This window comes from Beijerinckia sp. 28-YEA-48, assembly GCF_900104955.1.
In the GTDB taxonomy this organism is placed as follows: Bacteria; Pseudomonadota; Alphaproteobacteria; order Rhizobiales; family Beijerinckiaceae; genus Terripilifer.
This window is the reverse complement of the sequence record NZ_FNSI01000001.1, coordinates 485,056-503,915: the sequence shown is the minus strand read 5'-3', so window position 1 is coordinate 503,915 and position 18,860 is coordinate 485,056. Positions and strand designations below refer to the sequence as shown.

Below are 18,860 nucleotides of genomic sequence, written 5' to 3'. Positions count from 1 at the left end.
GCTAGCTGATCGCTCCGGCAGCCGGATTAGCTCAGCGGTAGAGCAGCGGTTTTGTAAACCGAAGGTCGGGGGTTCAATCCCCTCATCCGGCACCAGCGCTTGCCCCTCCCCTAGAATTCGTGAGCCGCGGCCAGACACGGCAACGCGCGCTCCACTGGCAGCGAAGCGCGCGTCGATTTGGGGACCCTGTAGGAATGCCTTCTCCCACGCGGCCCTTAGACGAAGAAGGCCGCGACACCCAGAAAGACGATGGCTACGGTCATGGCGCCGAGAAACCGCAGCACATAGGTGGTGGCGCAATCGTGCAACGGAGGGTCTGCTTCAGCCGTCGCCTTCTGCGACGCCCGCGCCCAACGTTGGAGAGGGAGAACAGCAGTAAGTCCTGCTATCGTCATCTTCTGCTCCTGACTGCCAGCCAAAGCGGCTTTTGCGCTTTTTGTTCGTAGGGCGACCTGTGATCGCCTGAAAGCCCCTGTTAAAGACAAAACGCGTGAAGAATGAAGGAGTTCCACCCGCTCGGGATAAAACTTCTAAGCGCCTGATTAACATATATGAACAGGAGTTGAACGGGGAATTCAACCCTTATTCAGTCGAACATCGACATTGTTGCTGTACGCTCAGAGATGAGAAGAGAATCAAGGAGTTGGCAGAATGGCTATCGAATTTCGCAAATTGGCTCTCGCCGCCGCGATCGTGGCAGGCGGACTGGCCGTGGCGGGCGATGCCTTCGCCCAGGGCTATCCGACCACGCAGCAATATGGTCAGCCCGGGATGCGTCCGGGTGGTCAGCCGGGCATGCGACCGGGCGGTCCAGTCACCCGGCCGACCCCTAGTTATCCCGGCCGCCCGCCGGGCCAGTGGCAGCAGCCGCGGCCTCCGCAAGGCAATTGGGGCCCCGGACGCCCGCAGTTCGTACCGCCGATGATGCGTCCCCGGCCGCCACGCTGCACGATTCAATACCGCATGGTGCCGTCGCCCTATGGGATGGTCCGCCGGGCGGTCCGCGTCTGCTACTAAAGCAAGCGCTCAGCACACTCTCCAACGCCGGCGCCAATGCGCCGGCGTTTTCACAAGCCGCCTGAACAAAAGCCTCGTTCCGATTCCAGCAAAACGAAAAACGGCTTTAGGCCCCGCCAATCAATATCCCCACCATCAGCACGATGACGCCGCCCAGCACCACCTGGAAGGCTGCCTGCAGGAAGTGCGTATCCATGAAACGCGCCCTGATCCAAGCGATCACCCAAAGCTCGATCATGACAATGAAACTGGCGATGCCGGTGGCGATCCAGAATGCATTGGGCCACGCGTCCGGCACCAGATAAGGCAAGGTGTGGCCAAGCCCCCCCAGGGCCGTCATCAGGCCGCAGATGCCACCGCGCAGCCAGGGCGAGCCCCGCCCGGTGATCGAGCCATCATCCGACAGGGCTTCTGCAAACCCCATGCTGATGCCTGCCCCGATCGACGCGGCGAGGCCGACCAAAAATGTCTGCCAATTGCTATGGGTCGCGAAAGCGGCCGCAAACAGCGGCGCCAGGGTCGAAACCGAACCATCCATCAAGCCGGCCAGGCCCGGCTGCACATATTGCAGGACGAACATCCGTCGCTTGGTCGTGTCTTCCCGCGCGATGGCCGCTTCGGTGAGATGAGCCCGCTCAAGCCGGCTCGCCATCTGACGGTGCTCCTTTTCGACCTGCGCCAAATCGCCCAACAATTTGCGGATGCCGACATCGGTCGTCTGCTCGGCGGCGCGGGTGTAAAAGCGCGACGCCTGCAATTCCATCGTTTCGGCTTCCTTGCGCACGGTTTCCAGCGGCAGATTCTTGCTGAACCAGACCGGGCGACGCTTCAGAAACCCCTTCACATCCTCGCGCCGAATCGGCGGCAAATGCAGGCCAAACCGATCCTCATAAATATCGAGGAGCTGCCGGCGGTGCTGATTCTCCTCCTCCGCCATGTCGACAAAGACCTGGGCGGTCGCGGGATAGCGCTCCAGCAGATCCTCGGCGAAGGACATGTAAATCCGGCTGTCCTCTTCTTCCGAAGAAATGGCCACCGCGAGCAGCTCACGCTCGCTGAGCTCGGCAAAAGCTTTCAAAATCAAGTCTCCAACAGGATCGCTTCAGACCGGAAGCCGCACACGCAGCCACTTTTGGTCGACGCACCATCTATAGTTTAGAATAATTCTAATTCAAAGATAGAATGGGAGCCATAGCCTTGTGCAGGAGAAACCCGGTTCATGATTTGCGCTTATGACTTGCTCTCGCCGCGAATCTCGGGCGGATGGCATAGGGCTCCGCACGCAGCAGATGAATCATGACTTGGACAAATCGCCTTAACACCCTGAGAGGCCGGCTTTTTCATCTTTTCTTTCGGTTCTCCCGGCCCATCACCCTAGGCGTGCGTGGTGCCATCATCGATGCGGAGGGGCGGATTTTTCTGGTGCGCCATTCCTACGTTCCCGGCTGGCATATGCCCGGCGGTGGCGTCGAAGCCGGCGAAACTGCCCTCTACGCGCTCGGCCGCGAAGTGCTTGAGGAAGGCAATATCCGCTTCGACGGTCCCCCAGTCCTGCACGGCATTTTCTTCAACAACCGGGCCTCACGCCGCGATCATGTGCTGCTCTATATCGTGCGCGACTTCACTGTGATCGGCCCCCGCCTGCCCGACATGGAAATCGTCGAGGCCCGCTTCTTCCCCCTCGACGACCTGCCTGAAGCGACGACGCGCGGCACCCGCGAGCGCCTCGATGAGATTTTCCAAGGCAAGCCGCCGGCGGCATACTGGTAACGATTACCGTTCGCTACCGAAATGTTCCAGAGCGCTTGACGGCGCGAGCGTCGTAAAGACGCTTTAAAACAAAGATGAGAGAGCAATTGGCGGTTCTATCGAGCCCTAAATTGCTCTATGGGAACCGCATGTCCGATCTCGGCTCCGCCACCCCTTCCGTTCCGCCGCCTGACCTTGCCGCCCTTGATCTGCGGCCTCTGCGCCCTGCTGACCTGCCGCTCATCGAGCGCCTGGACGAGCGGGTTTTCGGTCCTGGCCGCTTCACCCGCTCCGCCTACCGCCTGCGCGAAGGCGTAGCGCCGGATTTCAATCTGTCCCGCGTCGCCTATGTCGGCTCCCTGCTCATCGGCGCCAATCTGATGACCTTGGCTCGCTGTGGTGATCAGGAACTGGTTCTGCTCGGGCCGCTGACTGTCGAACCCGCCTATCGCTCGCGCGGCATCGGTGAGGCCCTGGCTCTTCAGTCGATCGAGGCGTGCCGCGCCGCCGGCCACGGCGTCATCGTCCTGGTTGGCGACCTGCCCTATTATGCCCGTCTTGGCTTTAAGCCAGCGCCCATGGGCAAGATCACCCTGCCAGGCCCGGTAGATCCGGCACGCCTGCTCTATTGCGAATTGCAGCCCGACGCCTTCGCCGCGTTGAGCGGCAGGATCGGACGAGCTGTCTAGGGCTTCGGGTCTTCGGCACGCTGTTTCTTGCCACGGGCGATTTCTGTCGACAGCGCCGACAACTGGCGCGTCCAGAAATGTCGGAACTGATTGAGCCAGGCATCGACCTCCCGCAATGGCGCCGGATCGACAGAATAGAGGCGCCGCGCGCCTTCGGGACGCGAGACGGCAAAGCCGCTCTCGCGCAACACCCGCAGATGTTGGGATACCGCCGCCTGGGTGATTCCAAACTCCCTCTGGATGACCGTCACCACCGCGCCGGAGGTCAATTCACCATCCGCCAGCAATTCCAAAATTCGCCGGCGCGCCGGGTCCCCCAGAACATCGAACGCGTGCATCGATCGTCTTATCCTTCGCCCGTATAGAAGGCGGTCGTCGCTTGGGCGGCGGCCTCTGCCGCCGCACGTGGCGTGCCGGCAGCGAGAGCCGCGTCACGCCAGGCGAGACTGCTCGCCGTAATGTAAGCCTTGCCTTCAGCACTCGCCATCCACGCGTGAGCCGCAGCGGAATCAACCGCCGCCTTGCTGGCAAGATGTTTGGTCAACGCACTCAATGCGAGGTCCCACCCGACACCGACGGCACCCGGCCCATATTTATCCCAGAAATCGCCTGTGGCCTCGGCGATGTGTTCAAGACGAAGGGAGGCACGGCCGTCGCTCAGGGCAGCGAGGTCCACATTTACCCAGCTTACCGTTCCGCCATGTTCCCAAGTCAGGGCCAGCCGCTTCGGCGCTTCACATTCGGCGATCGAGCCGCCAGCATTGCCAACCAGCTGATAGCGGCCGCCCAACCGCAGGTCTCCTGTGACGGGCAGGAACCAGCGTGGAATACGTTCAGCGGTGGTGATCGCATCCCACAGATCCTCCACATCGGTGTCATAGGTCACGGTCGCGATGACCACATTGGCCGGCTTGCCCTGATGCTCGCGCTTCACCACCGTCCGCACTTCCGCGCCCAATAGATTGGCAACCTCAAACATCGTGGATACCTCGACCATTCAGACTGAAGATTTCACTTATATAAGTCATAACTTATATCTCAGTCAAATGGGCACTCTCCGGCTACAGCCAGCGGCGGCTCTTTGAGTTTCCGAAACCGGCCAGATGCCGATTATGCCGGCCCGCGCCGACGGCTCTCCCACAGCCAGCCGATCAACACGCTGCCAAGCAGCGCCAGCAGACCCAGAAAGCCGATAGCCAGCGGCGCGACGCCGATGCCGGTGACGACGCTGGCGCCCGTGCGCCGGATCGCCACGTAATCAGAGCCGCCGTAAAGCGGACTGTCGCGCATGCTCGTGAAGCGTGGCAGGCTGATCGCATCGCCACTGCCGGCAGAGATGCGCCTGATGGTGCCGCCCGTCGCCTCGACCAGGGGCCGCAGCTTATCCATGGTCGAAACCACTTCGCGGAATTCGACCGGATTTTCGGCGCCGACATTGACCAGCGCCGTCAGCTCGCCATCGGTGAGCTTGTAAAGGCCCGGCTCGCCGACACGAACCTGCGCCCGCGACAGGCCGGGCTCGCCTTCCTTCAAGGTCACGATCTGCGAATTGCCCGAGGGCGACGTCACCGTCACTGGCTCGATCACATCCTTCAGGCTCTGACGCTCGATCGAAATTTCCCGCCCGCGCGCCGTGGCGCGCAGCGCCTCCTCTTCGAGCTCCGGCTCCTTCATCAGCCAATGGGCCAGCCGGCGCAGCAATTCAAGGTGCGGACCGCCGTTCTGATAGTTACGCGCCCACAGCCAGATCTGATCGCTGAGCAAGAGGCCGACGCGGCCCTTCTCCTCGCGAGACAGCAGCAGCAGCGGCTTGTCGTCGACGCCCGACAGCACCGACGTGCCACGCAACGGCTCGGCATCGACCTGGCGGAACCACTCGCTCCAGGCCGGCGGCGTTTGCGCGCCGCCCGGCAGGCCGCGCGTCACCGGATGTTTATTGCCCATGGCAGTGATATGGGCCCGAAACGCCCGCTCAATCACATCGCCGCTTGGCCGTGCCGGCGCGATCTTGCCCAGCGGCGAGAAGAACAGGCCATCGCGCCCTGAATAATCAGGCCCGGCGGCGATCAACAGCGCGCCCCCTTCGCGCACGAAGCGGACGATGTTCTCGAAATAAACTGGCGGCAATACCGTCTGGTTCGAATAGCGATCGAAGATGATCAGGTCGAACTCGCGGATCTTGCGGCCGAACAGATCAGCGGTCGGAAAGGCGATAAGCGACAACTCCGAAATCGGCGTGCCATCGAGGCCCGATTTTTCCGGCGGCCGCAGAATGGTGAAATGCACGAGATCGACGTTGGCGTCGGCCTTCAGCAAATTGCGCCACGTCCGTTCACCCGCATGCGGCTCGCCCGAAACGAGCAGCACTTTCAGCTTGTCGCGCACGCCCTCGATGGTGACGACGGCCTTGTTGTTGAGCGCCGTCAGTTCATCGTCGAGCGTCGCCACTTCCAGCTCGACGACGTTCGGGCCGCCATGCTCGACGCGCACGTTGACGCGAATCGTTGCGCCGGTACGCACCCGCTGCCGGGAGATTTCGGCGCCATCACGGCGCACCACCAATTCGACCGGCTCGCCACGGTCGGCGGAGTCCAGAATGCGCGCGGTGATCGTCTGATCCTTGCCTACAAGCCCAAACCGCGGCGCCTCGACCAGTTCGATGCGCCGGTCGCGCTCGCCCTCATGACCGGTGATGAACGCATGCACCGGTGCCTTAAAGCCTAGCAGATCCGGATGGGCCGGAATATCGTGCACGACACCATCGGTGACGATAAAGGCGCCGCCGACGCGTTCCGGCGGCACATCGGCCAGCGCCGACGACAGGGCCGAGAACAAGCGCGTGCCGTCGACATCCGCATCGCCGCCGCCGGCTTCGACGACCCGGGTTTCGACATTGCCGAGCGCCGCGAGGGATTTTTCGATCTGCTCCTTGGCTTGGTCCGTCTGCGCGGTACGTTCACCGATCGACTGACTGGCGCTGCGATCCAGAACAACGGCGACCACGTCTTTCAGCGGATCGCGATCTTCGCGCACCAGCGAGGGATCGGCGAGCGAGAATAGGATCAGCCCGAGTCCCAGCGCACGCAGCCACGCGCCCTTGCGCCGCGCCCAAAAGCTCAGCCCAATGACGATGATGGCGCCAAGCGCCAACAGCACGAGAACGAGGGTCGGAACCAGAGGCGAAAGGGCGATGTTGAACTGGGTCATGGTCAGTGCCCCAGTCGTTCAAGCAGGTCGCGCACATGCACCTGATCGGATTTGTAATTGCCGGTCAGCGTATACATGACCAGATTGACACCACCCCGGATCGCCATTTCCCGCTGCCGGTTGGTGCCGGGAATAAGCGGATAGAGCGGCTGGCCGCTGTTATCCATCGCCCAGGCAGCCGCCAGATCGTTCGAGGTAATGATGATCGGTGACACGCTGTCACCAGCTCGCGCCGGGCGCTGCGCCGGATCTTCCGTCGGCGGCGGCAAAGCCTCGATCCAGGTCTGCCCCACCGTCGTGCGGCCGATAAAATTGTCGAGCAGATAAAACGTCTTCGTCACTACGTGATCGCGCGGCACCACTTCCAGCTCCGGCACGTCGACGCCGGCCAGCAGCGTGCGCAGCCATTGCGTTTCCGGCGTCGGTGCTTCCCCCGGGCGGCTGGTCATCGCATCGCGCGTGTCGAAAACGATCGTGCCGCCCTGTTTCATGAAGTTGGAAATACGCGCCACCGCTTCCGGAGAAGGCTGCGGCGCCGCGGCAACCACCGGCCAATAAATAAGCGGGAAGAAGGTAAGTTCGTCCTTGGCCGGATTGACGCCCATCGGATCGCCTGGCGTCAACGCCGTGCGCGCCGCCAGCGCCCGCGACAGCGCCATCAGTCCGGCGCGACTGGCCTCGTCCACCCGCGCGTCACCCGTGACCGCATAAGCGAGACGTGTGACCAGCGCCGGATGAATATCGCCGAGCGTGGCCGGCATCTGCATCCGTTGGCTTGGAAAGCGCAGATCAGGTCGAGGAAATGGCGACGGGCTGAACTGCGCCTGCGCCGAAGCCGGCACGCTTTGCACCATCTGCATCGCCGCGAGGGCAAGCAGCAGCAGACAACTGGCGACCGCCGCACCGCCGACTTTCTTGCCGCCGCGCCGCAAGGCGGCGAGACCGCCACCGAGCCAGATCGACGCCAGCGCATCGGCCAAATAAAGCGCAAAGGCGAGCGCGATGAGCCAGGGCCGCAGATCCACCGGATCGGCCGGCCGTAAGGCTTGGGTTTCGAGCCGCAGGCCGCTGAAATTCGCGGCCTCCAACTTGTCCTTCGGCGACAACGTGTTCACCGCGATCAACGCCATGATCGGGCCGTAGAAACCCGGCGGGTGATCGGCGCTGCCAATGCCATCATGATCGAGCGCGATCGGCTTGGCGGTGATAGGCGGATTGCCAAGCACGCCAAAGCCATCGAGGGTACGCGTCGGCGCCGCCGTCTCGGCGCGGTTCACTTGCCCTTCGCCGGAAGCTGTACCGCTCTCCGTACCCGCCGCGCTCTCGCCCGACATGGCCACGATCCGGCGCAGCATATCAACGAACAGACCGGACAGCGGCAGGTTCGACCATGTCGTGTCAGCTGTGACGTGCACCAGAACCACCATACCTTTGCCGCGCCGTATCGCTGTGACCATCGGCGTCCCGTCTTCCAGCGCCGCCCATGTTTTGCCCGGCAGACCAGCCTCGGGCTCGGCAAGCACCTGCCGCCTCACCGTCACTTCTTCGCTGACCGGCAGGCCATAGAACGGCGACTCGCGATCAAAGGGCGCCAGCCGGCGCGGCGTGTCCCACGACAACGAACCGCCCAGCACGCGGCCGCCACGGCGCAACCGCACCGGCACGAACTCATCGGTCGAAGCCGCCAGACGGCTGCCGGCAAAGCGCAAGAGCACACCGCCGTCTTCGATATATTGACGCAGCCTCTCCTGCACCGCGCCACCGACAACACCGACATCGGCCAAAACCAGAACCGAGGGTTGATCGTCCAACGCCGCGCTCACCGGATCGCGCGTGCCGGCGCGCGGCTCGCGCACATCGGCGAACGGACCCAGCGCCCGCATGACATAATAAGACGGCGACAGCAGCGGCTGCGCCACATCGGCCGTCACGCCGGTGACAATGGCGACACGCCGCCGTTTGGCACGCGAGTCGAGCAAGGTCACGGCGCCTGCCGAATGCTCCTGATCGATCTCAATCCGCGCGATCTCATTGCGCAATTCGATCGGCAATTCGAACCGGGCGCTGGTTTCATTGCTACCGCCGGCAAAAGCAAATCCGGCTTCGCCGACTGGCAAGCCTTTGAGGTCATAGGCGCGCAACTGGCCCTGCGGCGCGCCGGCTGGCCCTGCCCGCAGCACGCGCACGTCAAGTGCACCGGCGGCATTCTGCGCCCCACCAAGCGCCAAAGGCGTCTGTGTGGCGGTGAGCACCCGCACGCTGGCGCTGTCGCCTGCAGCATCGATCAAACCTTCGGCAAAGCCGCGCGCATTGCCGGTGGCGACGCCATCGGCGATCCAGAAAATGTCACTTTGCGGATTAGCCGCGATGAATTTGCGGATGGCCGTCAGCGCAGCTGCGCGTTCCGGCATATAGGGAACCGGCTTCATGGCGCGCAACCGTTCCGTCGCCTTGGCCGGATCGCTGATGGCGATATCGCGCACCCCTTCCGACACGGCGGCAACGGCGCTTGCCCGGCCCTGGCGCGTCGCCGAAGCGATCGCCTCGCTCGCCGCCGACACGCGTAAATTCCACTGTACCGCCGCCGGCCAGCCGTCGTCGACGATCACCAGAAGCGGCCCCTTGCCGGTCTCCGTCGTCGGGCGCGGATTCCAGATCGGCCCAGCCATGGCGAAAATGATGGCAGCAGCCAACAAGAGCCGCATCAACATCAGCCACCAGGGCGTGCGCGCCGGCGTATCGTCTTTCGGCTGCAGATCGAGGATCAGTTTCAGCGGCGGAAAAGCAATCGGCCTTGGCCGCGGCGGCGTGATGCGCAGCAGATACCAAAGCAACGGCAGCAGCGCGAGCGAAGCCAGAACCAGCGGTGCGGTGAAAGCCAGCGGCAGACCGAGCATCAGCCGCCTCCCTGCGCCGCTTCAACGCGCAGCCGCAAAGCGAGCAGTGCCTGCGATGCCGGGCCATCGGTGCGATGAATGGCGAAACTCCAGCCGCGCGAAATGCAAATAGCGCGCACCCTGTCGCGATGAGCAGCCAGCCGCGCCACATAATCGGCCTTGAACGATTGTGCCTCGCCGACGCGCAGCCGCGCCGAGCTGTCGACGTCGAGAAATTCCACATGGCCAGCGAAAGGAAAGGTCTCCTCGACCGGATCGGCGATCATCACCACATGGCCCATGGCGCCACGAGCCGCCATGCCATGCACACTGGCTTCGATTTCAGCGGGGTCCGACAACAAATCACCAATGACAATCGCCTGCGAACGCGGCGCCAGCGCGTCATGCGGCGGCAGTTCGGCCGCGACATAACTCTTGCGCTTTTCTTCCTCGATCATCGTCTCGGCGAAACGATCGACCACATTACGCGCCGCCACCGGCCGCATGAGACCGGGAATGCCGACCCGTTCGCCACCACGCACCAGAAGATCCGCAGCGGCAAGGCCAAGAACCACGGCACGATCGATCTTCGACTGCGCCGCCAGCGACGAGACATAGGCCATGGAGGCTGAGCGATCGACCCAGATCCACATCGTGTGCGCCGCTTCCCATTCGCGCTCACGCACATAGATCCGATCGTCACGCGCCGAGCGGCGCCAATCGATACGCGTCGTCGATTCGCCCCAGACGAAGGGCCGGAATTGCCAGAACGTCTCACCGATACCGGCGCGCCGGCGTCCGTGCACGCCATGCATCACTGTCGCCGCGACCTGTTTGGCGGCAACGACGAGACTGGGCAGACGCCGCGCCAGGGACAGCGCGTCGTGGCTGTGCATGGCGCTAAGCGCGCCCTCCTGCCTGTCGAGGAGGCGGGCATCGACCATCCGTCAGCCGATCCTTTCCACGAGGCGCTTGATCACACCGGTCACCGTTTCGCCTTCCGCCCGCGCAGCGAAGGTCAGCGCCATGCGGTGTTTCAGCACCGGCTCGGCCAGCACCTTGATGTCGTCGAGCGACGGCGCCAGCCGGCCGCCGACCAGGGCCCGGGCACGCGAAGCCAGCATCAACGCCTGTGCGGCGCGCGGTCCCGGCCCCCAGGCAACGTGCTGGGTGATTTCCTTATCGCCTTCGCCAGGACGGGCGGCGCGGACGATATCGAGAATGGCTTCGACGACGCGATCACCGACCGGTAACCGGCGCACCAGCCGCTGTATCGCCATCAAATCGTCAGCGGTCATGACAGCGCGCGGTGTCGTCTCGCTCTCGCCCGTCGTCTCGATGAGAATGCGGCGCTCGGCGGCGCGATCAGGATAAGACACGTCGATCTGCATCAGGAAGCGATCGAGCTGGGCTTCCGGCAACGGATAGGTGCCTTCCTGCTCCAGCGGATTCTGCGTCGCCAACACATGGAAGGGCCGCGGCAGATCATGACGCTCGCCAGCCACCGTCACGTGATATTCCTGCATCGACTGCAAAAGCGCCGACTGGGTGCGGGGGCTGGCGCGGTTGATCTCGTCGGCCATCAGCAATTGCGCGAAGATCGGGCCGCGCACGAAACGAAAGGCGCGCTTGCCGTCAGCCGCCTCTTCCATGATCTCGGAACCGAGAATATCCGCCGGCATCAGGTCGGGGGTGAACTGCACGCGGCGCGCATCCAGGCCCAAAACCGTCCCCAAGGTCTCGACCAGCTTGGTCTTAGCAAGACCGGGCACGCCGACGAGCAGGCCATGGCCGCCGGCGATTAAAGTCACCAGCGTCTCCTCCACCACCTGGGTCTGGCCGAAAATGACCGTCCCAATGGCGGCGCGGGCGGCGGCGACTTTTTCGAGCGCCTGTTCGGCCTGCCGAACCGCTGCCTCTTCGATGGAGACCGGCTGCTGTTCCGTCACCGCACTCATTGTGCCTCCTTCAGACAAAGCGGACCGCGATTGGCCCACCGGATACGAGATTTAGGCCAGTTTAGAGGCCCGCTCCCGGTTGTCGATGACCGGGACTTCACAATCCCGGCAGTTGTAGCGCGCGACCACCGGCATTGCGCCCTTTGCCACAGGAAAATGCGATAGATCGAATTCTCAGCATATTCTGCTAGCAAGATTGGTTCCCAATTGGACATCCAGGATTGGGCATCCAAGCCAAATCGTGATTCAACTGGCAGTGTTCACTGAAAGCGCGCGGGAATATGGCGGAGAAGGCAATAACAGGCGGCGAAACAGCGGCGGGATTGAACAATCTGGCAGCCGCCGCGCGCCTGGCCGGCGATAGCGGCGATAAACGCAGCTTGCCCCCGGTCCATTTGTGGAACCCGCCCTATTGCGGCGATATCGGCATGCGCATCGCCCGCGATGGCACTTGGTTCTACCAGAACTCGCCCATCGGCCGCCCCGCCCTGGTGAAACTCTTCGCCTCAGTCCTGCGCAAGGACCCGGAAGGCCATATGCTGGTGACCCCGGTCGAAAAGGTCGCCGTCGCGGTCGAGGATGCACCATTCCTGGCTGTCGAATGCACCGAAAGCAACGGCGCCTTGGCGTTTCGCACCAATGTCGACGACTGGGTCAACGCCGACGCCGACCATCCGCTGCGTTTCGAACGTGGGCCCTCGGAAGGGGTCAAACCCTATGTGCTGGTGCGTGGCGGCCTCTGGGCACTGGTCACTCGGCCGATTTTCTATGATCTTGTCGAACGGGGCGAGACCCGCGATATCGATGGCCGGGCCATGTTCGGGGTCGCCTCGGCCGGGGCGTTCTTTCCGATGGCGTCGGCGCAAGAGATCGAGAATTTGGTGTGAGCGAACGTTGGATGGACGACCACATCGACAAGGCACAGGCGCAAAAGATCGCCGCCTTCACGGCGGCGGAGGTTGAAGCGCGCGGACGTGACAAGCTGAGTCTGGATCTGCCCCACGACGCCCTCACGCGCGCCTTACCAAGACGAGGCGATCACAACCTCAACCGCGAGAGCTTCAGTTATGATGGCCTCGGCAAACCCGCCGCTGTCCTTGTGCCAGTGATCGCCCATCAACAGGGCGCCACCATTCTGCTGACCCAGCGCACCAGCAAATTGCGCGCCCACGCCGGACAAGTCGCGTTTCCCGGCGGCCGCATGGACCCGGAAGACGCGACACCGATCGATACGGCGCTGCGCGAAGCTTATGAGGAGATCGGCCTGCAGCCGGCTGATGCGACACCAGTTGGTTATCTCGATCCCTATCAGACCGGCACGGGCTATCGCATCATACCGGTGGTCGCCATTATCAAACCGGACCTGACCTATGTCCTGAACCCCGATGAGGTGGACGCCGCATTCGAAGTACCGCTCGCATTCCTGATGGAGCCCGGCAACCGCAAGCTGCACCATCGCGAATTCGAAGGCATCATGCGCTCTTTCTATGCCATTCCCTTCGGCGAACATTACATTTGGGGCGCGACTGCCGGCATCATGTATAATTTCTACGAAAGGCTTTACGCGTGAGCGCCGACCACGCGAGTACCAACCATGCCAATGCCAAGCCAGCGGCACTGATCGTCAACGGCCGGATCGAAGGCGCTGCCTTCCTAAATGATCCGAAATTGCAGCACCTGCTCAACATTCTGAATGGCGATGGCGAGGAAACCCGCGTCGTTGGCGGTGCTGTGCGCAATGCTTTGATGGGCGAGCCTGTGCACGAGCTCGACCTGGCGACCACGGCGCTGCCAACTGTCGTGCAGGAGCGGTGCCATGCGGCAAGGCTCCGCACCATCCCGACCGGCATCGAACATGGCACGGTCACCGTCCTCATCGAGGGCACGACTTTCGAGGTGACGACCCTACGCGAGGACATCGCGACTGATGGCCGCCATGCGGTCGTGCGCTTTGGTCGCGACTTCCGCGCCGACGCGCTGCGCCGCGACTTCACCATCAATGCCCTGTCCGTCGATGCCGCCGGCAAGCTGCACGATTATACCGATGGGGTGAGTGACATCGGCGCCCGTCATGTGCGCTTCATCGGCGTGGCAAGGCAGCGTATCCGCGAGGATTATCTGCGCATCCTGCGCCTGTTCCGTTTTCACGCCGCCTATGGCGAGGGGCCGCCAGACCGGGAAGCGATGGCGGCCGCCATCGCCGAACGCCATGGGCTTGAGCGCTTGTCGCGTGAGCGCATCCAGGCCGAGATCCTGAAACTGCTGCTCACCCGGCGCGCCGCCGATGTGGTGGCCGAGATGACGCAGGCCGGCATTTTCGGAGCCCTTGTTGCCGGTGTCGTCAACGCGACGCCGCTCGCCCGCTTCATCGCCATCGAACAGCTCCATGACTTGCCGGGCGATGCCACCCTCCGTCTCGCGGCCGCCTGCGTTCTCATCGCGGAGGATGCCGCGCGGCTGCGCGACCGGTTACGGCTCTCGAACCAGCAGGAGACACGCCTGTCCCAGGCCGCGGCCGCGTCAACGGCCTTGCACGGGCGCCTGGCGCCGCCCCCCCACAACGAACTCGGCGCTTTCCTCTACGTCCATGGACGACGGGCCGCCCTCGACGGCCTGATGCTGGCGCAAGCAGCAAGCCCGGCACCGGCGGACGATTCGGCTTGGCGCTCGGCCCTGCATTTCCTGCGCGACACCCCAGAAATCCGCCTGCCCGTCAGCGGCGCCGATATCCTGGCGCGCGGTATCGACGCAGGGCCCGCCATCGGCGTCACCCTGAAACATCTGCAAGCCCGCTGGATTCGCGCGGGTTTTCCGCAGGATCCGGAAACATTGGCCCGCCTTATCGACGAATCGATCGCTGATTCGCGCCGCTAGAGCCCAATTCCGACCGGGTTCGATTCTCCGTTTTGACACCCTTTCTTCAGGCGAATCGGTTTTCCGTTCCCAGGAAATACGCGCCAGGCGCGTCACGCCCCGGTCGTATCGGTCTCGCACCCTGCTGCGACTCGCAACAACCGGTGAGGCACGCTATGTTTGCGACGTTGAACGCGGAGTTGAGTATGCGGGTACAGCGAAAGTCGCCGGGCGAGATCGCCCGCGCGCTGGGCGATCGGTCGAAAGGCGCCGGCGGTTGGCGGCGCGACACCTTCACCATGCCCCGCTCCGACGCGCGCGCCAAAGCGCGCGAATGGTTCGACCGTTTCCCCAAGGCCGCCTATATGACCGAGATCGAATTCTGGCGCGAACTCGACGACGGCCGTATCGAATTCACCATTCGGCGACTGCCGACAGCGGACTAAAGCGGATGTTCCGCGATTCGCATGGGCTCGAACTCACCTGCGCTTCCACCACCGCCGCAGTGGCCTATGACCATACCATCGACGGCTATCTGCTTAATCGCTTCAACGTTTCGCAGCGGCTGAAAGCCTGCCTCGCCGAAGACCCCGATTTCTGCATGGCGCATGTGCTGCGCAGCGCCTTTTCGATGATGTCCTTCAATGAGGCCAACGTCGAATTCGCCCGCACCTCGCTTGCCAAGGCGCAAGCGCTCGCCCCGCGCACCAGTCCGCGCGAGCAAGCTCATGTGGCCGCCCTGGCGCACTGGATCGCGGGCGAACACGCCCGCACATTGGCGGCTTGGGGCGCGATCGCCACGCAATGGCCGCACGACATTCTCGCCTTCCGCATGCATCACCTGCTCGGCTTCTGGTGCGGCCAGCCAGAATTACTGCTGGCCCAAGCGGAAACGACTCTGGCGCATTATGGCCGGGAGCTCCCAGCCTATGGCACAGTACTCGCCTGCCGCGCTTTCGCCCATGAGGAATGCGGCAGTTATCTGGTGGCCGAGAATTGCGCCCGCGAAGCCATCGCCATCGACCCATCCGATGTTTGGGCGACCCATGCCCTTGCCCATGTTTTCGAAATGCAGGGCCGCCGCACTGAGGGCATCGCCTTCCTCACCGCGATGGAGCCGCATTGGGAAGGCGGCAACAATCTGCTGCATCATCTGTGGTGGCACCGCGCGCTGTATCATATCGAGCGCGAGGAATTCGAGACGGCGCTCAAACTCTATGACGGCCGCTTCCGTGATCTCAACTCCGTCACCACCACGGCCATGCCGGATCTTTACATCGATATCCAGAATGCCGCCTCGGCACTCTGGCGTCTCGAGCGCCACGGTGTTGACGTCGGTGATCGCTGGCAGGAGATTGCGGCAAAGGCGCAACCGCGCATCGGGGATGGCCGGAGTCCGTTCACCCTGCCCCATTGGGTCCTGGCACTGGCCCGTGCCGGCCACCACGGCGAGGCCGTGCATTTCATCAAGGGAATAGAGGATTTCGCCCTGCGCAATCTTGGCGATCTGTCACCGCTGGTGCGCGATATCGCTTTGCCGATCTGCAAAGCGATCCTGGCTCAGGCCGACAAACGGCCGATCGAAGCGCTCGACCTGATGCGCCCGGTCCTGGGCATGATGCACCGGCTCGGCGGCAGCCACGCGCAACAAGACCTTCTGGAACAAATGTTCCTATCCTTCACCGAGAGCGCCGCCGCGCCTGCCGATAAAGCGCTGATCCTCGAACGGATCCGCGGTCGCCGCGCCTTATCGCCGGAACGCAGCATCGGCTGGCGCGACGCGGACAGCTCTAAAGGTCGGTAATCACGTCGGGCGTTTTCCAGGCGATGTGCTGGCCACCATCGACGGCGATCATCTGCCCGGTCACGCTACGTGCCTGCGCCAGATAGGCCACGGCCTCAGCCACTTCCTCCGGCGCCACCGCCCGTTCGAGCGGGATGTTCGCGGCTTCACGCTGAAAGCCATCATCACCATCCATCGTGTTCGGCAGGACGGGACCAGGCCCCACCGCATTGACGCGAAGACGCGGCGCGAAAGCCTGCGCCATGGTCTGCGTCGCCGTCCACAACGCTGCTTTGGTCAGCGTGTAACTGAAAAACTGCGGATTAAGACGCCACACGCGCTGATCGGCAATATTGACGATGGCGCCACTCGCGCCCTTCGGCAGGGCCCGCGCCATGAGCGCCGCGAGCGCGCAGGGCGCACGCAGATTGACCGCCATCGCGCGATCAAAGAAATCCGTGTCAAAGGTGTCAGGCGTATCCTGCTCGAACAACGATGCATTGTTCACCAGCAGCGTCACCGCTCCCAGTCGACGCGCCGCCTCGAACAGCTGCGCCGGCGCTTGCATGTCCATCAGATCAGCGATGACCACCTCGGCACGGCCGCCCGCGTCGGCGATCTCGCGCGCCAACAGCTGCGCCTCCTCACGCGAACGTTGCGAGGCATGCAGCGCCAGGGCGTACCCCTCCTGCGTCAGCCGTTTTGAAATAGCGCGGCCGATCCGTCGTGCCGCGCCCGTGACGAGCGCCACGCCCGCCGAAGTTGTTTGCTCCACAATCACCCTTTTCTGCCTCGACGCATTTTCTTCGCGCGAACCGACGCTCGAAAATGCTCCTAACGCCTTCCCATCTTCCACCATCACGGAGCCACAATAGCGGCAAGCGCGGTGAATTCGACAATGAAGATGGGCAGGATGTCACTCTATGGCAATTTTTCCCATCTTGCAGGGCGACAAATGTGAGGCCAGCGGCCCCATCCAAGGCGAAGGTGGCACGAAATCTCCTCGAACCCGCACGATTGCGACCGATTCAGCGACACATTCAACAGGCCAAATGACAGGTGCAGACGGGCCACATGTGGATTCGGAATTGGAGACTTGCGATGAAAAAATATTCGGTTGCGACGGCTGCGATCGCACTTGTGATGATCAGCGGTGCTGCACTGGCCGCCGACCTGCCACGCCGCTCGGAAGCGCCCCCGCCGCCGGCACCCATTTTCACGCAGCAGCCCGCTTTCACATGGACAGGTTTTTACGCCGGTCTCTCCGGTGGCGGCGCATTTGGCCGTCTCGGTCGCGGCTCCAATGATTTCGGCTCCGCCAATGGCGGCCTCGTCGGCGGTACGGTCGGCTATAATTATCAGGTCAACAATATGTTCGTCGTCGGCCTCGAAGGCGACATGAGCTGGGCGGGCATGACCGGCAATCACACCTTGCCCGGACCGATCTTCATGCGCGCCAAGATGAACAGCTTTGCCACGGTGCGTGCCCGCGCCGGCGTCGTCGCCTTCGACCGCACGCTGCTTTACATCACCGGCGGTTACGCGGGCGGCAACATCAATTCGACAATCACCGACACCACCGTGCCGGCCGCTTATTCCGCCAATTCCTGGCGTAACGGTTGGGTGATCGGTGGCGGCGTCGAATATGCCATCAACCGCAATATCTCGGCCAAGGCCGAATATCTCTACACGCAGGTCGGCAACAACAACAACGGCGGGACGCTTCCGACCGTCAGCAACGCTGGTTATCGCGGCTCGATCATCCGCGCCGGCCTGAACTATCGCTTCTGATAACACTGTTAAACACGATGAACCGGTGGCTTCGGCCGCCGGTTTTTCTTTGCGATCACGCTGTCTCGCCGACAGCCCACCGACACGTCCAGCGCGGTTTTCCCTGCGCCATCACATGCGCCAGCCATGGCGCCAAAGCCTCGATCTCCGCCGGCAAGGTGTGCGGTGGATTGATGATCGCCATGCCGCAGCCTGACAACCGCGTCGATGTCTGGTCCGCACGCCCGACATCAAGCTCCGCCCGCAGCAGGCGCGTCACGCCCGCCTCTGCCAGACCAGCGTAGAAGTCATCGACGACATTCTGGTCCTTCACCGGGTACCAAAGCGCATAAGTGCCGGTTGGCCATTTGTGCCAAGCCGCGGCGACCGCCGCGCCCATACGTTTGAATTCGTCCGTCGCCTCAAACGGCGGATCGACGAGAACCAGACCACGTCGCTCAGCCGGCGGCACATAGGCTTTCAACGCCGTATACCCATCGATGCCGATCACCTTCAGTCGGCGATCGCGCCCGAGTTTGCGCGCCAACGTGCGCACGTCCTCTTCATGCAGGTCGCACACGGTGAGGCGGTCCTGTGCGCGCAACAGCCGCTGCGCCAAGGCCGGCGAGCCAGGATAAACGAGAGGACGCCCTTCCTTGTCGCCAGGGCCGACAGCAGCAAGCCAGTCCGCCAGCAAAGCCTCAATGACCGGCGTTCGCGCGGCGGTGAGAACGCGGGCAATGCCATCGCGCCACTCGCCCGTGCGCACGGCGCGTTCGTCGCCAAGATCGTAGAGGCCCGTGCCGCCGTGCGTATCGACATAGCGCAAGGGCGCATCCTTACGCATCAAATAGAGCAGGATGCGCGCAACGATCGCGTGTTTGAACACATCGGCGAAATTGCCTGCATGAAAAGCGTGGCGATAGTTCATGGCGCGCGGCCAATGCGGTTCATACCA

General features: G+C 63.2%; 19 protein-coding genes and 1 tRNA gene. 10 read left to right on the top strand and 10 right to left on the bottom strand.

The annotated features are described in order from the left end of the window. The first annotated feature begins 20 nt into the window (after nt 1-20). Nucleotides 21-95: transfer RNA gene (locus BLW50_RS02340), tRNA-Thr, on the top strand. Nucleotides 96-215: 120 nt separating this feature from the next. Here BLW50_RS02340 and BLW50_RS02335 read toward each other — a convergent pair. Further along, on the bottom strand, nt 216-395 hold the full coding sequence (locus tag BLW50_RS02335) for a hypothetical protein (RefSeq protein ID WP_090696891.1): 180 nt from the start codon (nt 393-395) through the stop codon (nt 216-218). A 256-nt stretch (nt 396-651) separates the two neighbouring features. Between BLW50_RS02335 and BLW50_RS02330 the strand changes: the two genes are divergently transcribed. Beyond that, nucleotides 652-1,017: a hypothetical protein gene (locus tag BLW50_RS02330; protein ID WP_090696888.1), complete on the top strand. Its 366-nt coding sequence runs from the start codon at nt 652-654 to the stop codon at nt 1,015-1,017. A 106-nt stretch (nt 1,018-1,123) separates the two neighbouring features. On the opposite strand, the gene mbfA is transcribed toward BLW50_RS02330, so the two are convergent. Then, nucleotides 1,124-2,095, bottom strand: coding sequence for an iron exporter MbfA (gene mbfA, locus BLW50_RS02325; RefSeq protein WP_090708573.1), 972 nt, complete (start codon nt 2,093-2,095; stop codon nt 1,124-1,126). 218 nt (nt 2,096-2,313) lie between these two features. Between mbfA and BLW50_RS02320 the strand changes: the two genes are divergently transcribed. Further along, nucleotides 2,314-2,787, top strand: coding sequence for an NUDIX domain-containing protein (locus tag BLW50_RS02320; RefSeq protein ID WP_090696886.1), 474 nt, complete (start codon nt 2,314-2,316; stop codon nt 2,785-2,787). 128 nt (nt 2,788-2,915) lie between these two features. Continuing rightward, nucleotides 2,916-3,455 carry a GNAT family N-acetyltransferase gene (locus tag BLW50_RS02315; RefSeq protein WP_139267433.1) on the top strand — a complete coding sequence of 180 codons (540 nt, stop codon included), beginning with the start codon at nt 2,916-2,918 and terminating at the stop codon, nt 3,453-3,455. Here the strand turns inward: BLW50_RS02315 and BLW50_RS02310 are convergent. The 6 genes from BLW50_RS02310 to BLW50_RS02285 form a co-directional block, all read right to left on the bottom strand. Further along, the gene (locus tag BLW50_RS02310) at nt 3,452-3,793 is read right to left on the bottom strand and encodes an ArsR/SmtB family transcription factor (RefSeq protein WP_090696883.1); all 342 of its coding nucleotides are present in this window, start codon (nt 3,791-3,793) and stop codon (nt 3,452-3,454) included. The genes BLW50_RS02315 and BLW50_RS02310 overlap by 4 nt on opposite strands. Nucleotides 3,794-3,801: 8 nt before the next feature. Beyond that, nucleotides 3,802-4,434 (bottom strand): SRPBCC family protein, encoded by a 633-nt coding sequence (locus tag BLW50_RS02305; RefSeq protein WP_090708568.1) that lies wholly within the window; start codon nt 4,432-4,434, stop codon nt 3,802-3,804. Nucleotides 4,435-4,565: 131 nt separating this feature from the next. Continuing rightward, the gene (locus tag BLW50_RS02300; RefSeq protein ID WP_090696881.1) at nt 4,566-6,662 is read right to left on the bottom strand and encodes a hypothetical protein; all 2,097 of its coding nucleotides are present in this window, start codon (nt 6,660-6,662) and stop codon (nt 4,566-4,568) included. A 2-nt stretch (nt 6,663-6,664) separates the two neighbouring features. Then, nucleotides 6,665-9,559, bottom strand: a complete 2,895-nt coding sequence (locus BLW50_RS02295; protein WP_090696878.1) for a DUF4159 domain-containing protein — start codon at nt 9,557-9,559, stop codon at nt 6,665-6,667. Next, nucleotides 9,559-10,482 (bottom strand): DUF58 domain-containing protein, encoded by a 924-nt coding sequence (locus BLW50_RS02290; RefSeq protein ID WP_090696876.1) that lies wholly within the window; start codon nt 10,480-10,482, stop codon nt 9,559-9,561. The genes BLW50_RS02295 and BLW50_RS02290 overlap by 1 nt, the downstream gene beginning before the upstream one ends. 3 nt (nt 10,483-10,485) lie before the next feature. Then, a complete protein-coding gene (locus BLW50_RS02285) occupies nt 10,486-11,496 on the bottom strand; it encodes an AAA family ATPase (RefSeq protein ID WP_090696873.1) in 1,011 nt (336 codons plus the stop codon). Nucleotides 11,497-11,777: 281 nt separating this feature from the next. On the opposite strand from BLW50_RS02285, the gene BLW50_RS02280 reads away from it, so the two are divergent. The 5 genes from BLW50_RS02280 to BLW50_RS02260 all read left to right on the top strand — a co-directional run bounded on the left by BLW50_RS02280 (nt 11,778) and on the right by BLW50_RS02260 (nt 16,153). Next, complete coding sequence (locus BLW50_RS02280) at nt 11,778-12,383, top strand: DUF1285 domain-containing protein (RefSeq protein ID WP_090696870.1); 606 nt, start codon at nt 11,778-11,780, stop codon at nt 12,381-12,383. Beyond that, nucleotides 12,380-13,066 carry a CoA pyrophosphatase gene (locus BLW50_RS02275; RefSeq protein WP_244544112.1) on the top strand — a complete coding sequence of 229 codons (687 nt, stop codon included), beginning with the start codon at nt 12,380-12,382 and terminating at the stop codon, nt 13,064-13,066. Before BLW50_RS02280 ends, BLW50_RS02275 begins: the two co-directional genes overlap by 4 nt. Then, a complete protein-coding gene (locus tag BLW50_RS02270) occupies nt 13,063-14,370 on the top strand; it encodes a CCA tRNA nucleotidyltransferase (protein WP_244544111.1) in 1,308 nt (435 codons plus the stop codon). Before BLW50_RS02275 ends, BLW50_RS02270 begins: the two co-directional genes overlap by 4 nt. A gap of 185 nt (nt 14,371-14,555) precedes the next feature. Next, nucleotides 14,556-14,795, top strand: a complete 240-nt coding sequence (locus BLW50_RS02265; protein WP_090696865.1) for a hypothetical protein — start codon at nt 14,556-14,558, stop codon at nt 14,793-14,795. Nucleotides 14,796-14,800: 5 nt separating this feature from the next. Beyond that, nucleotides 14,801-16,153 (top strand): tetratricopeptide repeat protein, encoded by a 1,353-nt coding sequence (locus BLW50_RS02260; RefSeq protein ID WP_090696864.1) that lies wholly within the window; start codon nt 14,801-14,803, stop codon nt 16,151-16,153. On the opposite strand, the gene BLW50_RS02255 is transcribed toward BLW50_RS02260, so the two are convergent. Next, nucleotides 16,140-16,907, bottom strand: a complete 768-nt coding sequence (locus BLW50_RS02255) for an SDR family oxidoreductase (protein WP_244544110.1) — start codon at nt 16,905-16,907, stop codon at nt 16,140-16,142. The two genes, BLW50_RS02260 and BLW50_RS02255, sit on opposite strands and share 14 nt — an antisense overlap. Before the next feature lie 326 nt (nt 16,908-17,233). Between BLW50_RS02255 and BLW50_RS02250 the strand changes: the two genes are divergently transcribed. Beyond that, nucleotides 17,234-17,923, top strand: a complete 690-nt coding sequence (locus tag BLW50_RS02250) for an outer membrane protein (protein ID WP_170849943.1) — start codon at nt 17,234-17,236, stop codon at nt 17,921-17,923. 55 nt (nt 17,924-17,978) lie between these two features. Here the strand turns inward: BLW50_RS02250 and rlmJ are convergent, their stop codons facing one another. After that, nucleotides 17,979-18,833: a 23S rRNA (adenine(2030)-N(6))-methyltransferase RlmJ gene (rlmJ, locus tag BLW50_RS02245; protein ID WP_090696856.1), complete on the bottom strand. Its 855-nt coding sequence runs from the start codon at nt 18,831-18,833 to the stop codon at nt 17,979-17,981. Nucleotides 18,834-18,860 lie beyond the last annotated feature (27 nt).

Excerpts from the sequence above, each read along its gene's own strand:
- BLW50_RS02260 (WP_090696864.1), top strand. The coding sequence starts at position 14,801 with ATGTTCCGCGATTCGCATGGGCTCGAACTCACCTGCGCTTCCACCACC.
- BLW50_RS02250 (WP_170849943.1), top strand. The coding sequence starts at position 17,234 with ATGAAAAAATATTCGGTTGCGACGGCTGCGATCGCACTTGTGATGATC.
- rlmJ (WP_090696856.1), bottom strand. The coding sequence starts at position 18,833 with ATGAACTATCGCCACGCTTTTCATGCAGGCAATTTCGCCGATGTGTTC.
- BLW50_RS02320 (WP_090696886.1), top strand. The coding sequence starts at position 2,314 with ATGACTTGGACAAATCGCCTTAACACCCTGAGAGGCCGGCTTTTTCAT.
- BLW50_RS02300 (WP_090696881.1), bottom strand. The coding sequence starts at position 6,662 with ATGACCCAGTTCAACATCGCCCTTTCGCCTCTGGTTCCGACCCTCGTT.
- BLW50_RS02330 (WP_090696888.1), top strand. The coding sequence starts at position 652 with ATGGCTATCGAATTTCGCAAATTGGCTCTCGCCGCCGCGATCGTGGCA.
- BLW50_RS02265 (WP_090696865.1), top strand. The coding sequence starts at position 14,556 with ATGCGGGTACAGCGAAAGTCGCCGGGCGAGATCGCCCGCGCGCTGGGC.
- BLW50_RS02280 (WP_090696870.1), top strand. The coding sequence starts at position 11,778 with ATGGCGGAGAAGGCAATAACAGGCGGCGAAACAGCGGCGGGATTGAAC.
- BLW50_RS02310 (WP_090696883.1), bottom strand. The coding sequence starts at position 3,793 with ATGCACGCGTTCGATGTTCTGGGGGACCCGGCGCGCCGGCGAATTTTG.
- BLW50_RS02285 (WP_090696873.1), bottom strand. The coding sequence starts at position 11,496 with ATGAGTGCGGTGACGGAACAGCAGCCGGTCTCCATCGAAGAGGCAGCG.
- BLW50_RS02295 (WP_090696878.1), bottom strand. The coding sequence starts at position 9,559 with ATGCTCGGTCTGCCGCTGGCTTTCACCGCACCGCTGGTTCTGGCTTCG.
- BLW50_RS02305 (WP_090708568.1), bottom strand. The coding sequence starts at position 4,434 with ATGTTTGAGGTTGCCAATCTATTGGGCGCGGAAGTGCGGACGGTGGTG.
- BLW50_RS02315 (WP_139267433.1), top strand. The coding sequence starts at position 2,916 with ATGTCCGATCTCGGCTCCGCCACCCCTTCCGTTCCGCCGCCTGACCTT.
- BLW50_RS02335 (WP_090696891.1), bottom strand. The coding sequence starts at position 395 with ATGACGATAGCAGGACTTACTGCTGTTCTCCCTCTCCAACGTTGGGCG.
- BLW50_RS02290 (WP_090696876.1), bottom strand. The coding sequence starts at position 10,482 with ATGGTCGATGCCCGCCTCCTCGACAGGCAGGAGGGCGCGCTTAGCGCC.